This is a genomic window from Acidimicrobiales bacterium, from assembly GCA_035294085.1.
GTDB lineage: Bacteria > Actinomycetota > Acidimicrobiia > Acidimicrobiales > Bog-793 > DATGLP01.
In genome coordinates this window covers 37,463-55,156 of the sequence record DATGLP010000028.1, presented here as the reverse complement: position 1 = coordinate 55,156, position 17,694 = coordinate 37,463, and the positions used below count along the sequence as shown (strand labels likewise).

At 73.3% G+C, this 17,694-nt stretch carries 13 protein-coding genes and 1 tRNA gene; 4 read left to right on the top strand and 10 right to left on the bottom strand.

Annotated elements, in window-relative coordinates; all coding sequences use genetic code 11:
• The first annotated feature begins 249 nt into the window (after positions 1-249).
• Positions 250-322: transfer RNA gene (locus VKV23_10640), tRNA-Ala, on the top strand.
• A 174-nt stretch (positions 323-496) separates the two neighbouring features.
• Here the strand turns inward: VKV23_10640 and VKV23_10635 are convergent.
• The 4 genes from VKV23_10635 to VKV23_10620 all read right to left on the bottom strand — a co-directional run bounded on the left by VKV23_10635 (position 497) and on the right by VKV23_10620 (position 3,186).
• The gene (locus VKV23_10635) at positions 497-742 is read right to left on the bottom strand and encodes a type II toxin-antitoxin system HicA family toxin (GenBank protein ID HLI16490.1); all 246 of its coding nucleotides are present in this window, start codon (positions 740-742) and stop codon (positions 497-499) included.
• Positions 739-951, bottom strand: a complete 213-nt coding sequence (locus VKV23_10630) for a hypothetical protein (protein HLI16489.1) — start codon at positions 949-951, stop codon at positions 739-741. The genes VKV23_10635 and VKV23_10630 overlap by 4 nt, the downstream gene beginning before the upstream one ends.
• 454 nt (positions 952-1,405) lie before the next feature.
• Entirely contained in the window at positions 1,406-1,567 is a 162-nt protein-coding gene (locus VKV23_10625; GenBank protein HLI16488.1) for a hypothetical protein, read from the bottom strand.
• Between the two features lie 758 nt (positions 1,568-2,325).
• Positions 2,326-3,186 carry an aquaporin gene (locus tag VKV23_10620; GenBank protein ID HLI16487.1) on the bottom strand — a complete coding sequence of 287 codons (861 nt, stop codon included), beginning with the start codon at positions 3,184-3,186 and terminating at the stop codon, positions 2,326-2,328.
• A 374-nt stretch (positions 3,187-3,560) separates the two neighbouring features.
• Here VKV23_10620 and VKV23_10615 point away from each other — a divergent pair, with 374 nt between their 5' ends.
• Both VKV23_10615 and glpK read left to right on the top strand, forming a co-directional pair.
• Complete coding sequence (locus VKV23_10615; GenBank protein HLI16486.1) at positions 3,561-5,258, top strand: glycerol-3-phosphate dehydrogenase/oxidase; 1,698 nt, start codon at positions 3,561-3,563, stop codon at positions 5,256-5,258.
• Positions 5,255-6,748: a glycerol kinase GlpK gene (gene glpK, locus VKV23_10610; protein HLI16485.1), complete on the top strand. Its 1,494-nt coding sequence runs from the start codon at positions 5,255-5,257 to the stop codon at positions 6,746-6,748. Before VKV23_10615 ends, glpK begins: the two co-directional genes overlap by 4 nt.
• Before the next feature lie 324 nt (positions 6,749-7,072).
• Here the strand turns inward: glpK and VKV23_10605 are convergent, their stop codons facing one another.
• The 6 genes from VKV23_10605 to VKV23_10580 are packed head-to-tail and all read right to left on the bottom strand — an operon-like array spanning position 7,073 to position 14,504.
• A complete protein-coding gene (locus tag VKV23_10605; GenBank protein HLI16484.1) occupies positions 7,073-9,106 on the bottom strand; it encodes a proton-conducting transporter membrane subunit in 2,034 nt (677 codons plus the stop codon).
• A complete protein-coding gene (locus VKV23_10600) occupies positions 9,103-9,903 on the bottom strand; it encodes a ferredoxin (protein HLI16483.1) in 801 nt (266 codons plus the stop codon). Before VKV23_10600 ends, VKV23_10605 begins: the two co-directional genes overlap by 4 nt.
• Positions 9,903-11,396 carry an NADH-quinone oxidoreductase subunit C gene (locus tag VKV23_10595; protein ID HLI16482.1) on the bottom strand — a complete coding sequence of 498 codons (1,494 nt, stop codon included), beginning with the start codon at positions 11,394-11,396 and terminating at the stop codon, positions 9,903-9,905. The genes VKV23_10600 and VKV23_10595 overlap by 1 nt, the downstream gene beginning before the upstream one ends.
• Positions 11,393-12,847, bottom strand: a complete 1,455-nt coding sequence (locus tag VKV23_10590) for a proton-conducting transporter membrane subunit (GenBank protein ID HLI16481.1) — start codon at positions 12,845-12,847, stop codon at positions 11,393-11,395. Before VKV23_10590 ends, VKV23_10595 begins: the two co-directional genes overlap by 4 nt.
• A 2-nt stretch (positions 12,848-12,849) precedes the next feature.
• Positions 12,850-13,542 carry a hypothetical protein gene (locus VKV23_10585; GenBank protein HLI16480.1) on the bottom strand — a complete coding sequence of 231 codons (693 nt, stop codon included), beginning with the start codon at positions 13,540-13,542 and terminating at the stop codon, positions 12,850-12,852.
• A complete protein-coding gene (locus VKV23_10580) occupies positions 13,542-14,504 on the bottom strand; it encodes an NADH-quinone oxidoreductase subunit H (GenBank protein ID HLI16479.1) in 963 nt (320 codons plus the stop codon). The genes VKV23_10585 and VKV23_10580 overlap by 1 nt, the downstream gene beginning before the upstream one ends.
• Before the next feature lie 984 nt (positions 14,505-15,488).
• On the opposite strand from VKV23_10580, the gene VKV23_10575 reads away from it, so the two are divergent.
• On the top strand, positions 15,489-16,598 hold the full coding sequence (locus VKV23_10575) for a cobalamin-independent methionine synthase II family protein (GenBank protein ID HLI16478.1): 1,110 nt from the start codon (positions 15,489-15,491) through the stop codon (positions 16,596-16,598).
• The last annotated feature ends 1,096 nt before the right edge of the window (positions 16,599-17,694 follow it).

The following is a 17,694-nucleotide window of genomic DNA, read 5'->3' as shown; positions in this document are numbered from 1 at the left end:
CCGACGAGCAGCATCGCGACGATCCCGATCGTGATGCGCAGCGCGGACAGCGGGTTGAGCGCGGAGGCGTCGAAGCGGAGGGACTCGCGCAGGGATCGAGCGAGGAAGTGCGGGACGCTGCGCTGGCTCCTCCTCCGCCGGGTGGCCACCAGGACATCGTCGCAGGCCGGGGCGCAGCAGGCGCCCGATGCGGTGTGGCTATCCTTTCCGTGGCTGCTGGGCGCACCCGCGCGCAGGAGCCGGCACCCCGGGGGTGTAGCTCAGCTGGTAGAGCGCCACGTTCGCAACGTGGAAGTCGGCGGTTCGAGTCCGCTCACCTCCACAAATTCGGCCAACACGAACCGCCCCCGGTGCGCGGCGCCGGCCGGCGCTCTTGGTGTTCAACGCCTCGACCGCGAGGACGTGACTTGACCCGCGACTAGGACAAATGCGCGCGTGGCCGGGGGGGGTGCACGAGCCACCGTGGGCGGCCGATGGCGGCGAAACCGGGCCTCGGCTATGCGAAGAGGCGCTCCTCGAGCTCGGCCCGCGCGATCCCGTGGTGCGTGGCGATGTCGCCGGGTATGGCCGCCAGGGTACCGACCCGCAGTGGGCCGCCAGCAGGCACGGTGACGCGGTGCTCGCCGTTCACCAGGGTGGACAATCGAAGATGGCTTCCGGACTGGCGGACGATCTCGTAGCCGAAGTGCCGCCGCAGCAGCGTCGACAGCTCGCGTCCAGTCAGGTCACGAAAAAGCCTCACACGGCGAGCAGCTCATCGCGAACAACGTGGAGGCGGATGAGCCGTGGACGCTCGTCTTCGTCGAAATGACAGACGACCGCGTCGCGCACCATCTCCCGGAGCGCGCCGAGGTCGTCGGCCTCGGTGACGATCGTCTCGCCGAGAGCGCGGGCGATATAGCCACCCTCCGGCGCCTCCTCCACGACGAACACGATCTCCTGCACGTCCATCATCCCCATGCTACCGCCAAGGGTCGCGGACGGCCGTGGCGTCGGCTCACCGCTTCCGGCCGAGGGTGGTGGCGTCGGATGTGAGGAGGAGCACCCGGTTCGTATGCTGTCTGCCGAGGTCCACCACGAGGGCGGTCCTTCTGGAGCACCGCACAGAGGCGCTCTGTCGTGTAGGTGATCTGGCAGTAGGTGAGCACATGCGGCCCGGCCCGCCAGGCGGCCACCACCCCGAGGCGTTCTTGGTCGCACCGATCGAAACCACAAAAGGCGGCGTGCCACCGCCGTGAGGTGCGCGCTCTGGTGGCCGGTCGCAAGGCAGAGGCGCATCCCGACAAGAAGCGTGCGCAGCGCGCACTGCCGGGGCGCACCCCGACCGGGAGGCGTGCCTCGAGCTCGGCGATCTCGCTGGCGAGCTGTGGCTCATCGAGCGCGGCCTCGATGCGCCCGAGCAGGTTCATCGTGACGCGCCGGCACCGAGGGACGCGCCGGCACCGAGGAGGGCCACGGCCGTCTCCTCTGGCGGGGGCTCGAGGTGGGCGATGAGGTCGCCGAGGCGCTGGGAGCAGGTGATCCCCGCCGCGTCCATGAAGGCCTGAAGCCCGATCGCCTTGGCCACAGCGACGAGGCAGCTCGAGCGAAGCCGCGCCGGCTCGAGGCGGGGCAGGTCGAGCGCGCCCGAGAGAGAGCGGATGAGCGGGTTCGTCGATCCCGATGCGCACGAGGCCGGCGAAGGGGCCGTGGCTCGCACGGCCGTCGGCGACGACGCGCTCGATGATCGAGCCGACCGTTCGCCACCCGACGCGCAGCAGCTCGCAGATCTTCGACTTCGCCGTGTGGGTGACGAGCCAGGCACCCGGTCGTCGAAGCCCGGGTGTGGCCCGCACCGTGACGCGCCCAGGGAACGAGCGCGACCGTCGGCCCGTGGGTGGGACAGGCCACCCTCGGGGCGTCGGCCTCGAGGAAGCACTGGAGGGTCCCGAGATCGAGACAGCGCCACCTGCGTCGCCCCTCGCCTTGGTCATAGCCACAAGCATGCGCCCCGCAGCGCCCGCAGCGGCGCCGGGCGCCCTTGCGAAGGCGCACGTGCACGACGACCGCAGCCGTGTTGCCCTCGCTTTCGAGCTCCACGTCCTCGATCACGACGTGGTGGTCGACACCGACGATCCTGCGCCATACGTTGGACCCGAGCCACGCCGTTCTCCTCCGCCTCTCGTCTGGACCTTTGAACAGCCCAGAACCTAGGCAGGAAGCAGCGTTCCTCGCCTTTCAGCTGGTCACGGCACGCACGGATACGACAGGAGAGCCTCCCTTTCGGTGGTTGGTTCCGTAGAGAACCCAAGGTTCTCACCGGGGGGAGGCCTCGCTTCATGGCATTTAGTTGTCGCGGCTGCTGCTCCGATCGGCTCCCGGTGCTCGGGATTCGGGGAGGTTGCCGCCGAGGGCTTCCCCTTGGGCCACGATGTTGGCGGCCAGGCTCGGAGGCCCCCGCAGGATCCAGGCGACGGCGACGGCGAGCAGGCCACCGGCGACCGGTCCGGCGACGTACGCCCACCAACTCGTCCAGTCGTCGGTGACGAGCTGCGGACCGAAGGAGCGGGCCGGGTTCATCGATGCTCCGCTGATGGGGGCCGCCCACAGACCAGCGAGGGCGATGTACCCGCCGACTGCGAGCGCGGCGTTGGCGCCCACGTTGCGTGCCCCGGAAGCGGTTCCGAGGATGACGCTAATGAGGCCGAAGGTGAGCAGCGTCTCGATGAGGAAAGCTGTGCCCGAGGAGATGCCCGGGCCGGGGAGCGTCGCGCCGAGATGACCGACGGTTCCGAACAGCGCCCGTAGGAGGAGCGACGCGGCGGTGGCACCGATCAGCTGGGCGAGGATGTAGCCCGGCACCCGGCCCCAGGGAAAGTTGCCCCGGACGGCGAAGGACAGGGTCACCGCCGGGTTCAGGTGGGCGCCGCTCACCATGCCCATGAAGTAGATGATCGCCATCACCATGAGGCCCGGCGCGACCACCTGGGCGTCGAGGGGAACCCGGCCGTGGGAGACGGCGTCGACGACCGGGGCGCCGGCGGCAACGACGACGAGCAGGAAGGTGCCGAGCACCTCCGAGAAGAGGCGCCGCCACTCGTGGCGCCTGGCGCTCGGGTTGCGTACCCAGGGCGGCTCCGCCTCGTGCGGTCCCCGGCCGAGGAACGTTCCTCGCTCGAGGCTCACCTGTCCGTGGTCGTCGACCATGCCACGACGCTACGCCCTCCTCTCCCTGCTGGGGGCCGGAGGATGTCCCGGATCGCGTCGAACCTCGGTCCGAATCGGGGAGCGCTCGGCGCGGCACCTACTCCTCCGTGGTCCCACCTCAGGGGTGACGACGGCTTCGAGGACAGCCCGCGGGGCTGGCAGGTGGCGCCCGCCCCGCACTCGGTGGAACTGCTCGTCGGCGCAGCGCATCCTCGCGCTGCGTCGGTGCAGCACCATCATCTCGTCCCGTGAGCGCTTGAAGTCGCCCGCGTCGCCTTGGGCTGAGGCTCCGTCTGGTCATCGTGGCCGGCGCCGGGCGGCTCGGCTGGCGGCACGGCCGGGCCGAGAGGCGCCGTCGTATGGTGGATGGCGCGATGGCGCATTCGGCCCTGTCACCGCAGCAGTGGCAGCGTGACGTCGGCGCGCTCGCCGACGGGCGGCTGCTCGACGTCCTCGTCGTCGGAGGCGGCGTCGTCGGTGCTGGAGCGGCACTCGACGCTGCCTCGCGCGGGCTCTCGGTCGCCGTCGTCGAGGCGCAGGACTGGGCAGCGGGAACGTCCAGCCGTTCGAGCAAGCTCGTGCACGGCGGGCTGCGCTACCTCAAGATGCTCGACTTCCGCCTCGTGCGGGAGGCGCTCGTCGAGCGCGCACGTCTCCTGCAGCTGGCGCCGCACCTCGTTCGCCTGACGCCTTTCCTCTACCCGCTCCGGCGGCCGAGCGAGCGAGCGCTCGTCGGGATCGGCGTGTCCCTCTACGACCTCCTGGCGCGCTCGCCGAGCGCGGCGGCTGGCGTCCCGCGCCACCGCCCGCTCTCGCGCGCCGAAGCGCTCGACGTCGCGCCCGCCCTGCGCGCCGACGGGCTGATCGGTGCGGTGCAGTACTACGACGCCCAGGTCGACGACGCGAGGCTCGTCTCGACGCTCGTTCGCACCGCCGTGTCCTACGGCGCGATCGCAGCGAACCGGGTGGCGGTAACCGAGCTGCGGATCGGTCGGGGTGGCACCGTCGAGGCCCGCCTGCAGCTGACCGATCAAGACGGCTCCTTCGACGTGCGTGCCCGATCCGTCGTCGTGGCGAGCGGACCGTGGGGCGACCAGATCTCACCGTTCGCGCGCGCCGGGTCCCGCTTGCAGCCGTCGAAGGGCGTGCACGTCGTCCTCGAGCGCGACTGCATCGCCTCGTCGAGCGCGCTCATCGTCCCCACCGACAAGAGCGTGCTCCTGGCCGTGCCGTGGAACGGCCACTGGCTCGTCGGCACGACCGACACGCCGTGGCGCCTCGAGGTCGATCGGCCGGTGGCGTGCCGCGCCGACGTCGAGTACCTCGTCGACTGGGTCAACAGGGTCGTCGATCCCCCCGTCGAGCGCGGGCACGTCGTCGCCGTCTTCGCCGGGATCAGGCCGCTCGCGGGCCACGCGCGCGCCGACACGGCGCACGTGTCGCGTGAGCACGTCGTCGACGTCCCTGCGCCGGGCTTCGTCGTCGTCTCCGGCGGGAAGCTCACCACCTACCGCGTCATGGCGCGAGACGCGATCGACGCCGCCGTGGGCTCGGCGCGCCTTCGCGCTGGACCGTCGCGCACCGCGGAGATCGAGCTGGTCGGCGCCGCCGGTCTGGACGGCGCGCGAGCCGCGCTCAGGGGTGCAGCGGGATCGGCCGACGTGCCCGGGCCGGAGCTCGACCGGCTGCTCAGCCGCTACGGCGCGCTGGCGTCGGAGGTGCTGGAGCTCGGCGAGCGCGACCCGGCGCTGCGCCGGCGCCTCGACGGCCGTATTGCCTACACGTGCGCCGAGGTCGTGTACGCGGCGACCCACGAGGGGGCTCGCCACGTCGACGACGTGCTCGAGCGCCGGACCCGCGTCGCGCTCGAGCTGCCCGATCGAGGCAGCGCCCTCGCCGACGAGGTGGCCAGGCTCCTGGCCGGGCCGCTCGGCTGGTCGGATGCGCGCCAGCGCGCCGAGGCCGAGGCCTACCGTGCCGCCGCACGCGCCGAGATGGCGGCGGCGCAGGCACCCGACGACGCCTCGGCGGAGGCGATCGTGCGCTCGGCCCAGGTCCCGCCGCCCCGGTGAGATCGCTCCTGCTCGCCATCGATCAGGGCACGACGAGCACCCGTGCCCTCCTCGTCGATCCGGCGGGCGGGGTGCTCGCGCGCTGCAGTCGGGAGATCCGTCAGTACTACCCGCACCCATCCTGGGTCGAGCACGATCCCGAGGAGATCTGGCGGTCGGTCCTCGAGTGCGCGTTCGAGGTTCTCGACCAGGCCGGCCGCAGCGCTCGCGACCTCGCGGGCATCGGGATCGCGAACCAGCGAGAGACCACCGTCCTCTGGGAGCGGTCGACGGGTCGGCCCGTTCAGCGGGCCATCGTCTGGCAGGATCGCCGGAGCACGGCGATCTGCGAAGAGCTCCGCGCGAGCGGCGTGGCAGAGACGATCGCCGACCGCACCGGGCTGACCGTCGACCCGTACTTCTCGGCAACGAAGCTCGCCTGGAGCTTCCGCCACGATCCGCTGCTCGTGCAGCGCGCGCGCCGCGGCGAGATCTGCTTCGGCACCATCGACGCCTGGCTGGTATGGAAGCTCACCGGGGGCGCGTGCCACGTCACCGAACCGACGAACGCCTCGCGCACCCTCCTCCTCGACCTCCGAGCGCTCGCCTTCGCCCCCGACCTGCTCGATCTCTTCGGCATCCCCCCGGAGGTGCTCCCGACGATCGTCCCGTCGGGGACGCCCACGGGCGAGCGACCCGACGCGCACCTCGCAGGTGAGTCCGTGCCGATCCTCGCCGTCCTCGGCGACCAGCAGTCCGCGCTCTTCGCGCAGGCCTGCCTCGAGCCTGGGCTGGCCAAGAGCACGTACGGGACCGGCTCGTTCGTGCTCGGCCACGCTGGCGAGGGACGCGTCGCAGGGGGCGGCGAGCTGCTGTGCACCGTCGCCGTCGGCGAGCGGGCGGGGCGCTCGACCTACGCGCTCGAGGGCTCGATCCTCAGCACCGGCTCGGCCGTGCAGTGGCTGCGCGACGGGCTGGGTGTGATCCGGGCCGCGGCGGAGACCGAGCAGCTCGCCGCGAGCCTCCCCGGCAACGACGACGTCTGGTTCGTCCCGGCACTTGCAGGGCTCGGGGCTCCCTACTGGGACCCGGGCGCGCGGGGCACGCTCCTCGGGGTGACCCGGGCGACGACGCGCGCGCACGTCGCGCGCGCGGTGCTCGAGGGCATCGCCTGGCGCACCCGGGACGTTCTCGAGGCGATGGCCCGCGCCGGATCCCCGGTGCGCGAGCTGCGAGCCGACGGGGGAGCCACGGCCAACCGGTGGCTCATGCAGTTCCAGGCCGACGCGCTCGGGATCCCGGTCGACGTCGCCGCGAGCCGGGAGGCGACCGCTCTCGGCGTCGCCTACCTCGCGGGGATCGTCGCGGGGATCTGGCGTCGCGAGGACGTCGCTCGCCTCCGTCGGAGCGCCGGACGCTTCGAGCCGAATGCCAGCGACGACGAGCGCGAGTCCGCCTACCGCCGGTGGCAGGAGGCCGTGGCGCGAAGCGCCCGCTGGGCGCGCCCGTGACGGCCGCGGCTCGTCCGGCGCGATCCGCCTCGTCGGGCGCGAGCGGAGGCGGTCGCTCGCGCCCGGGCACCGCTCGCCGCTCGGCGGTGCCGCCGGCCCTCGTTGCGCCTCGGCGAGCAGCGGCGCGGCCGTTGCCTCGAACGCGGCGTGGCGTCCTCGGCCTCGAGCCGTGACTGACCGACGCGACGATCACCGCCGTCATTGCACGCGGAGCGCCCCGAGAGGGTCCTCGTGGCGCGAAGCGCCCGAGCAGGTCCCTCCATCCAGCGAAGCCGACGAGGAGGGGTCCGAACGGCTTCCTGCCCGTTCGCCCCGCGCCCTCCCCTACCGCATGGCCGCGACGATTGCGATCAGCGTGCACAGCACCCCTAGGAGGTACCCGACGTAGGCGAACAGGTGGCCGGACTGGAGCCGCGTCGCGGCTGCCGCCAGCCGCAGCCACGCCGCGTGCGCAGGTCGGTAGAGGTGGGCTTCGACAGGCTCCACGAGGTCGGTGCGCACCTCGAGGTGGGCCGATCCGGCGGCTCCAGCAGGTTCGAGGGCGTCCGTGGATGCCGCAACCGTGTGCCGCGGGCCGAGGACGTTCGCGAGCACGTAGCGCAGGATGTTCGCGTACCCGAAGGCGCCGTAGCCGGTCGGCCCCGCGACGCCCGGCGTCGCCGAGCGCCACGCCGGCACCCGCCTGGGACGGGCCAGGCTACCGCGCGAGAGCGCGAGCGCCACCAGGCTCACCGCGGCGAAGCCGGCGGGCAGGACGAGCGCGAGCCACGACGGCGACAGGCTCGAGAATCCCGAGACGACGGGCTGGATCACCCAAGGCGTCTTGAGCGCGCGCAGCACCACCGTTCGGGGGACGACGGGAGCGAGGCCGTCGGCGACGAAGCGCAGCACCCACGGTGCCGCCGCGGCGAGCCCGAGGCACGCCGATGCCAGGAGGAGGAGGCCGCCTCGCCCCGCCGCGCCGCCGTCGAGCGGCGGGCTGGCGCGCCGGCGTCGGTCGTGGCGCCCGAGGACGACGAGGCCAAGGAGCCGGGCGAAGCACAGCAGCGCCACCCCGACGCTCAGCGCCACCAGCGCGGCTGCGAGGGCCATCGCGAGGCGCAGCGCCAGGTCGTGGATCCGGAACTGCTGCAGCAGCGCCTCCAGGATGAACCACTCGGAGACGAAGCCGATCGTCGGTGGCAGCCCGGCCAAGGTGACCGAGCCGAGCGAGAAGGCAGCTGCGCTGACGGGGTGGCTCCGGTGGATGCCGCGCAGCGACTCGAGCTCCTCGGTGCCGAAGTCGGCCTCGAAGAAGGCGGCCGAGGCGAACAGCGACGACTTGGCGACGCCGTGGGCGAGGACCTGGAGGGTCGCCGCCACGAGCCCGGCCGCGACGACCTCGACGTTGCGCGTGGCGCCTCCGGCCAGGGCCACGCCGTAGCCGACGGTGATCAGGCCTGCGTTCTCGACGCTCGAGTAGGCGATGGTCCGGTCGAGCCTGGACTGCACGCTGGCGAAGGCGCTGCCGAGGAGCGCGCTCGTTCCTCCGAGGACGAGCAGCGCCACGGCGAGCCAGGCAGGCGGCGGACCCAGCAGGCCGAGGAAGCGCCACAGCCCGTAGAAGCCGACGTTCGCCGCGACCCCGGCGAGCGCGGCGCGTACCGGACCGGGCGCACCGGGGTAGCCGAGCGGGATCCACACCTCGAACGGGACGAGCCCGACCTTCGCGGCGAAGCCGACGACGACGAGGGCGAAGGCGGCGTCGCGCCCCGCGCCGGAGGGGAGCCGAGACCAGGACGCGAAGGCGCCGTCGTGCGCCTGCGCGGCGAGCAGGAGGAGCCCGAGGAGCAGCGCCGCCCCGCTCAGCTTGCCGGCCCCGAGCGTCGCCCAGGCCGACCGCACCCGTCCGCTGCGCCCTCCCGAGCCGACGAGGAGGTAGGACGCCAGGGTCAGGGCCTCGAAGCCGAAGAGGAAGGTGAAGGCATCCCCGGCGAGGATCGTGCCGCCCGCCGCCGCGAGGAGCAGCAGGTAGGAGGCACCGGTGCCACGCGCCGGGACACGCCCGGCCGGTCCGCACCAGCTGACGAGGCAGGCCGAGACCGCGACGCCGAGACCGCCGACGAGGGTGAGGAAGAGGCCGGCCAGCGGATCGAGCCGGAGCGAGGTCGCCCCCGTGCCGAGCGCCGAGCCGAGCTCGGCGGTGCGCGCCGGGCCGAGCACCATCGCCACGCCCGCTGCCGTCGCGAGGGCGCTGCCCGCCGCGCCGGCGGCGAAGGGGAGGGTGCGCCGCCACCCTCGCCGGGACCGACTGGCGAGGTCGAAGGTTGCGCCGAGCGCGAGGACGAGGGCGGCCGCGACGAGGAGCGCCTCGGTCATCGCGGCCTCGAGCTCCCGAGCAGGCCGACGCCGAGGAGGATGCCGTGGAGCAGGCTGAACGGGCTGGGCGGCGAACCGGGCACCCAGACGTCCACCGGGACGACCGAATCGACGCCCGCCGAGGTCGCGTACGAAGGAGCGAGGAGGCCGCCGCTGGTTGCGTCGGTCCCCGCGGCGATGACGACCTTCGGATCCGGCATGGCCTCGAAGGTCGCGCGCAACGGCTCGGCCATGGCGAGGGTGCCGGCGCCGGTGACGAGGAGCACGTCGGCGTGCCGCGGCGACGCGGTGAAGAAGATCCCGAGGCGCTGGACGTCGTAGATCGGGTTGGTCAAGGCGGCGACCTCCCACTCCTCCGAGCCGTCCGAGCCGGCGTCGACGTGGCGGACGTGGATCGACCTGCGCAGGGCCCGCACCCGTCGCTGGAGCGCCTCACGCACCGCGACGAGCGCGCCGTCGTCCTCCTCGGTCTGCGGGACGACGAGGGCCGTGCGCGCGACCGCCGCCGCCTCGAGCGAGCTCGAGAAGGCGAAGACGTCGGGCCGAGCGGCGACGCACCGGCCGCAGAGGATGCAGCGTCCGCGATCGACGCGCACCTCCCCTCCCGACTCGGCGATCGCACCGGTCGGGCAGCGGAAGGCGGCGCTCGCCGCCGCGCGGTGGCTCGCGTCGCCGTGGGCGATGCCGTGGTCGACGACGACGATCGTGCCGTGGAAGCCCTCGCCGTAGTCGTCGGGGCGACGCGGGTAGCGCGTCGTGACGATGCCGTCGCGCAGGCCGCGCCAGACCCAGGCCATCAGCCGGCCACCCCCGCGATCGAGAGTCCGAAGCTGGCCTCGATGAACACGAAGTCCGTGAAGATGTCGCCGCCGAATGCCCGTGGGAGCAGTGCGAGGTTGTGGAAGGAGGCGGAGCGAGGCTTGACCCGTGCCAGCCTGCCCCCCTCCGCCTCGACGAGGTAGAGGAGCTCGCCCTGGGGCGCTTCGACGGAGGCGACGGCGACGCCGCTCACCGGGGGGACGGCGACTCGCCACGTCGAGCTCGCGCCGTCCACCAGCTCCTCGAGCGCCTGACGCGCGAGGTGGAAGGCCTGCCGGATCTCGGCGAGCCGGACGTGCTGCCGCGCGAGCGCGTCGCCCTCGGCGTCGGTCGCGGCGGGCTCGCAGCCGAGGTGGCGGTAGGCGCCGTAGGGTCGCTGGACGCGCACGTCCTCGCCCTGGCCCGAGGCGCGCCCGACCGGCCCGAGGGCGCCGTGCGCGGCCGCGACGTCGCGAGGCAGCACCCCGGTCCCGCGCAGCCGGTCGAGGAACGAGGGCGTTGCCATGAGCGCCCGCGCGTCCTCGGCGATCGCGGCCTCGAGCGCGTTCACGTGCGCCAAGGCTTGCTCGGGCTCGGCGCGCGCCGGTCCGGTCACGCCGCCCGGGACGACGACCCCCCGCCCGAAGCGGTGGCCGCACAGGCGGGCGCGCAGCCGGAGCAGCTCCTCGCGGTGTCGCGACATCCGGGCGTAGGCGACCGCCTGGCCGGCGCCCTCAGCGTGGCGGATGACGGAGTCGAGGTGCACCGCGACGCGCTCGAGCTCGGCGTGCAGCACCCGCAGGAGCTGCGCGGACCGGGGCGGCTCGATCCCGGCGAGCTCCTCGATGGCCTGGCTGAAGGCGAGGGCGTGAGCGACCGCGGCCGTACCCTCGACGCGCTCCGCGAGGAGGAGCGCGTCGTCGACGCCGAGTTCGCTGAAGCGACGGTCCAGGCCCCGATGCTTGTGGTACACGCGGGTGCGCAGGTGGGAGATCTCCTCGCCTCGCGTCTCGACGAGGTACTCGACGCTCTCGAAGACCCCCGAGCGCACCGGACCGTAGGGGATCGTGAACACGCCCTCGCCGCGCACGTGCGCTGGCAGCGGGGCAACGTCGAGCTCGATGCGGTCCGTCCCGGCCGGGTCGCCGGGCCGCGGACGGTGACAGCCGGCGCGAAGCGGCAGGACGAGGGGATCGAGCCGGCGGTGGCCGCTCGGCTCGATGCCGAAGAGGTCATGGATCTCGCGCTCGTACCAGGAGGCGGCGGGGACGAGGGGTGTGAGGGCGGGGTAGCGCGACTCGCCCGGGCCGAGCTCGGCCTCGGTGAGCACCAAGGAGCCAGCGCGCGCCACCACGGCGCGAAGCGTCGTCGAGCCGCCCGCACGGCCGGTCGCAAACAGGCCGGCGAAGCGCCCTCCGGCGCGGACCTCGTCGGCGACGGTCTCGGCCAGCTCCCCGGCCGCGACGCGCGCCGAGGTCGCGACGGCGCTCACGTGCCGCTCCCGAGCTCGCGCGCGGCCCGAGTGAGCAGGTCCGAGAGCTGGCCCGGCGGGTGGAGGCCGAGGAGCGTCAGCGCCACGAGTCCGACGAGCATCGCAGCCACGATGAGACGGCTCGTCTCGCCGGGTACGACGCCCCCCGGCGTCGCCTCGAGCATCGTCTGCGAGGCGTGCCAGGTGAGACCGAGGCTCGCGAGGGTCACGAGCACGACGAGGACCGCCGTCGCCGCGTCCGCGGGGTCGCCGAAGCCGCCGGAGACGATGAGGAACTCGCTGCGGAAGATCCCCGACGGCGGCAGGGCGCACAGGCCGAGCACGGCGAGCACCAGCATCGGGCCGCTCCAGGGGAGGGCGCCCAGCCCGCCTCGGATGCGGGTCATGTCCTTCGTCCCGAACTTGCGTAGCACGCTTCCGGCACCGAAGAAGGCGGTCCCCTTGGCGGCGGCGTGTGCGAGCACGTGGAGGAGCACGCCGACCACCGCCACGGGGGCCCCGAAGCTCATCCCGACGGCGAGCACGCCCATGTGCTCGATGCTCGAGTAGGCGAGGAGCCGCTTCAGGTCCCGCTGCCCGGCGAGGTAGAGAGCGGCGAGGCCGAGGGAGGCGACGCCGAAGGCGAGCAGGGCGCCGCGGGGGAACGCGGGTCCGATGGCCCGGACGGCGATCTGGTAGAAGCGCAGGATGGCGTAGAAGCTCACGGCGAGCAGCGAACCCGACAGCAGCGCCGAGACGGGTGTCGGCGCCTCGGAGTGCGCGTCGGGGAGCCACGTGTGCATCGGGACGAGCCCCATCTTGGTGCCGTAGCCGAGGAGGGCGAGCACGAAGGACAGCCGCACCGCCTGCGCCGGGAAGCGCCCGGCTGCAGCGAGCAGCTTCGGGTAGAAGAGGTCGTAGGAGCCCCCGAGGACAACGCTGCCGGCGTCGTACATGACCACGGTCGCGAGCAGGGCGACTCCGAGGCCCATGGAGGCGAGGAGCAGGTACTTCCAGGCGGCCTCCGTCGCCACGTCCGTCTCATCGATGGCGACGAGCAGCGCCGAGACGACCGTCGTCACCTCGATCGCAACCCAGAGGAGGGCGAGCTCGTTCACGACGAGGGCCATCGACATCGACCAGGCGAACAGGTTCAGGCCGGCGAAGAATCGCCGGCTGTAGCGCGCCCGGGCGTCGCGATGGCCCGCCGGCCGTAGGTATCCGAGCGCGAACAGCCCCGTGGCGGCGTACAGGAAGCTCACGGCCACGAGGAACACCGTCGAGAGGGCGTCGACTCGCAGCCAGCCCCCTGCAGCCGTCACCGAGCTCGCCGGCACGAGCAGCAGGGTGAGGGCGAAGCTCGCCGCGCCGCTCGTGACGGTCAGGGCTCGTCCTGCCGACGGCGGGACGAGCCAGCAGGCGACGGCGGCCGCGACCGGAACGATCGCGACGGCGAAGAGGTCCCAGCTCACCGCTACCCTCGCAGCCGGCCGAGCACGTCCGCCGACAGCGTCTTGGCGCGGCTGTGGTGTGCTCGCATCAAGATCCCGAAGGCGACGGCGGCGGCGAGCAGGTCGAAGAGGAACGCGACCTCCACGAGGAGCGGAAGCCCGCTCGCCACGACGAGGCCTGCCACCGAGACCCCGTTCTCGAGCGAGAAGAAGCCCACCGCCTGGGACACGACGTCGGCGCGCACGACGGCGAGGAGGAAGGCGACGAGGACGACGGCCGCCGCCATGCCGAGGGCGGGAGCGGGCAGCGACCCGCCGCCGATCGGCACCCTGCCCACGACGAAGAACCCGAACACCGAGAGCGCCAGGGCGACGAGCACCGTCGTCGCGACGCCGAGGCGGCTGCTCGTCGCGACGTCGGCAGGCGCGTCTCGCAGGAGGCGCAGCACGACGCGGGGGACGAGAACCGCCTTGAGGCTGAAGGACAGCGCGGCGAGCGCGTACAGGTCAGGCGCGTGCCGGGTCGACGCGAGGAAGATGGCGAGCGCGCTCACCGCCGTCGACTGCCACGCGTAGAGGCGCACCTGCGAGCGCGCCAACGGCGCGCGCAGCATGGCGAACTGGGTGAGCAGCACGACGAGCGCGATGGCGTCGGCGCCTCCCGATCGGGCGGGGGGAGCAAACGTCGCCGCGCCGAGGAGGCCGAGGGCGGGCACTAGCCGCCCCCCAGGTACAGGGCCAGGACGGCGAGCACCGCCACCAGGAAGGCCCCCGCCATGAACTCGGTGATCTTGAACAGGCGCAGCTTCGAGAAGCTGTTGTCGAGGACGGCGAAGATCGCGCCGACGCCGAGCGCCTTGGCGAGCAGGACTGGGATGGCGACGAGGACTGCTCCGAGCGCGGTCGTGCCGGCGAGGCCCCAGGGTGCAGCGAAGACGTCGACGAGGATCGTGTAGAGGATCAGCTGCTTCATGGCCGACCCCCACCTCGCCAGCGCGAGGAGGGGGCCGGAGTGCTCGAGCGTCCGTGCCTCGTCGATCATCCCGAACTCGAGGGTGCCCGTGTGCGTCTCGACGGGGATGCGCCCGGTGTCGCTGAGCACGACGAGGAAGAAGGCGATCGCCGCGAGCAGGTGCGCGGGGCGGAGCGCCTGGCCGAGCGAGGCGCGAGCCGCTGCCGCCTCGAAGTACGGCAGGTCGGTCGTGGTGACGAGGGCGACCGTGAACGTGACGAACAGGATCGACGGCTCGATCAGCGCGCCGAAGCTCATCGCGCGACTGCTGCCGAGCTGGGCGTAGGGGCTGCCGGTCTCCGCGGCGGCCACCGCCAGGGCGAATCCCGCCAGGCCCAGGATGAACCCGCCGCCGAGGATGTCGCCCAGGTAGCCGAAGGGCAGCGGGTAGGCCGTCAGCACCGGGATGAGGAGCGGGACGACGAGGTAGCAGGTGAAGGCGAGGAGGGGGCCGACGACGAACGCCCAGCTCGCATCGGCCGGGATCAGCGTCTCCTTGTGGAACAGCTTCGAGAGGTCGTAGTAGGGCTGGAGGATCCGCGGCCCGCGGCGTCCCTGGAGGCGGGCCTCGAGGTGGGCGATCGCGCCGCTCACGAGCGGCGCGCACGCGGCGATCGTGAGCACCTGGAGGGCCTGGATCTCGACCGGCGCCAGGTCTACCGCCACCGCCACCTCCACGACACGAACGTCCGTGCGTAGAGGCCATCAGCCTGGTGGCGGTTCGAGCGACCGGAACCCGGTCGCCCGCCGGAGCCTCATCCGGCGGGTCCACGATAGCGCCGCGCCACGCGCGGCCGCGACGTTCCGGGGGAGCGGCGTGCCGCCCGGCGCGAGCGTCGCGGTCGCGGGCTACCGCAGGACCTGCCGGTCGCTCGGCTCGTGGTCGGCGTCGCCGGCAGCCGGGCGGCGCGCGACCTCGGCCGGTACCTGCGACGCCGACCTTGCGTGCTCGTCGCGTGCGTCCGGCAAGGCGCGCCTGGCGACCTGGGCGACGCGGCGACGTCGGGTGCCGGCCGCCAGTCCTCCGAGGCCATGGTGTCGTCCCGATTCCCCGCGTGCGTGCCGAGGGGAGCCGCGCCGCTGCTCTCGCCTGCTCTCGCGAGGGCTGGTTCCGTGCGACGGCCGACCGCCGCGTCCACGCTGTGGCGTTCCTCGCGTGGCAGCTGGTCGATGCGCCGGTCTCGTCGCCCGGGTAGTGCGGGCCTGCCTGGCAGGGCGGCGTCGCGACGCGCCGTCGCGCCCGCCCGCCTGCAGGAGCCCGGTACGACGTCCCTCGACGCGTCGGCGCACGACCGAGGCGCGCCGACGCGGAGGGGACTGCATCGCTCGCACTCCGGCCGGTGGGACCCACCGACGAGCTGACACGAGGGCGCCGGCCAGGCGCCTTCTACTACGCTGCGGTGTGCTCGCATCCCGAAGGGACGAGAGGGCTCGTGCCACCCCTTGCAGCGCCCGTCAGCGACGGTGCCTCGCCACGAGCGAGTGCGCCGGGTGCGTCGTCGTACGGCCGCTCTCCCGCCCCGTCTGGCATCGCGAGGTACTGGGCGCGAGGACGCGCGGGCGGTGGACCGCCGACGAGCGCGCTCGGTGCATCCCCAACGCCGTCGAGCCGGCGGCGGCCGTCGACCGAGTGCAGGAGGGCGTCTGGGCATGGCAGCTAGCTACCGGGCGGAGGTCGTCGGTTCGCTCCTGCGCTCGCCGGCGCTGAAGCAGGCACGAGCCTCCTACGAGGCCGGTCGCCTCAGCGCGGCGGCGTTCAAGCGGATCGAGGACCGGTCCGTCGACGACGCGATCGCCCTGCAGGAGGAGGCCGGCGTCGACGTCGTGACGGATGGGGAGCTGCGGCGGAGCATCTTCATCGACTCGGTGGCCGAGGCCGTGGAGGGCATCACCCGGACGCCCGAGCCGGGACAGCGCGTCGTGTGGCACGGGGAGGGCGGGTCCGACGAGCAGCAGGTTGCGGAGTGGACCCTCGCCGTCACCGGCAGGGTGCGGCCCCGCCGATCGCTCGTCACCGAGGAGTTCGTGTACGCCCGGGCGCGGGCCGCGAGGCCCGTCAAGGTGACGCTCGTCAGTCCCATGACCCTGACGCTGCTGTGGCATCCGCGCTACACGCCGTCGGTCTACCCGGACACCTTCGAGCTCTACGAAGATCTCGCCGTGGTCACCCGCGCCGAGGTGGAGGCCCTCGCGGCGCTCGGGTGCACCTACATTCAGATCGACGCCCCGGACCTCGCGAAGCTCGTCGACGAGGAGGGCCGCCGTTTCTTCGCCGATGCCGGTGCCGATCCGGACCGGATCCTCACCGACGGCGTCGACTTGCTCAACCGGATTGTCGAGGGCGTGCCCGGCGTCACCTTCGGCATACACCTGTGCCGCGGCAACAGCCGGGGCAGGTGGCGCAGCAGCGGCGGCTACGAGGCCATCTCGAAGGCCGTCTTCAGGCGGGCGACCGCCTTCCAACGGTTCCTCCTCGAGTACGACGACGAGCGCTCCGGCTCCTTCGAGCCGCTCGCCGACCTGCCCGACGACAAGGTGGCGGTCCTCGGGCTCGTCACGACGAAGCGACCGGAGCTCGAGCGGACCGATGCGCTCCTGCGCCGCATCGACGAGGCGGCGCGCCACTTCGCGCGCGAGCAACTCGCGATCTCTCCTCAGTGCGGTTTCGCCTCCGAGATCGCCGGCAACCCGCTGAGCGAAGCCGACCAGCGAGCCAAGCTCAAGCTCGTGGCCGAGGTGGCCCGCCTCGCCTGGCCCTGAGGGCGCGCTCGTCGCCGCGTCGGTGCGGACACGGCCACCACCCGTCCCCGCCTGGTGCACGTCCTGCTGGCTCGGGGCCGGTGACGCCCCGATCGTGCCCGCGAGACGGATGGTTCGTCGATCGCGGTCGCGTGGACGGTGCTGGCACGGCGCGACAGGGCGAGGGCCGACACGGCCGAGTCGGCGGCGTCCTCGCTCGCGAGGGGTGATCGGCGGGGCGGCCGGGCAGCGACGGGGGCGCTGTCTCGAGGTCGGCGGCGCGCTGCGCCGGGCGCCGCACGCGACCGGCGCTTGAAGGACGCGCGGGTAGACCTCGACGAGGGTCCGTGCGCCGCGGGCCTCGGAGTGTCAATGTTGCAGCCGGTGCGCCGGAGCAACGGGAGGCACGGACGGTCCCGCCGACCGGCGGCTGCGACGGCGCCGCACCTTCGACCGTGGGAGACGGACTGCGAGTTGAGGACCTGGCGCCGCGGGATCCGCTGGAACAACGCGGGTACGGCGGACGGGTACGTCCTCACGGCTCGCGCCGACCGTAGAAGGCCGACCGGCAGCTCGCGAGCGGTTGCTCGCCCTCTGGGCGCAGGACGTCCCACGGGCCTGCGGCCTCGCCGGCGCCGCGCCGCGGCGCCGGGCGGGGAGCGAAGAGGCGAGGGCGAGGCCGACGACGAGCCGACCGGGCATCGCATCGGCGAGCGATACGAGCGAGGCGATCCCCTCCTCGGGCGTGCGCTCGCTGCGGGGGCCGACGAGCGCGCGCACGCGAAGCTGGACGAGCCGACGTGCGCTCGTGCGCGCCTCCGGCGGTCAGGCCCGTCGACGGCAAGGCACTCCACGGCGTCGCACACGGCGCCCGAGGGCCAAGGTGCGGGCGGGGTGGCGTTCCGGCGTGGACCGGCGGGCGTCGGATGAGCGCTACCGGGCGAGCGAGCTCGTCGGGGGAGCAGAACCGAACCGCTTCCCCTAAGCAGGTGAGGGACCTCGAGCCAGGCACTGCGCTCTGGCCGGCGAGCCGGGGCTCGCGGGTCACCGCCATTGACTCCTCGTCGGTTGCGCTCTCCACGGCACACCGTCTCGCGGCCGCGCGCCGCGTCGTGGT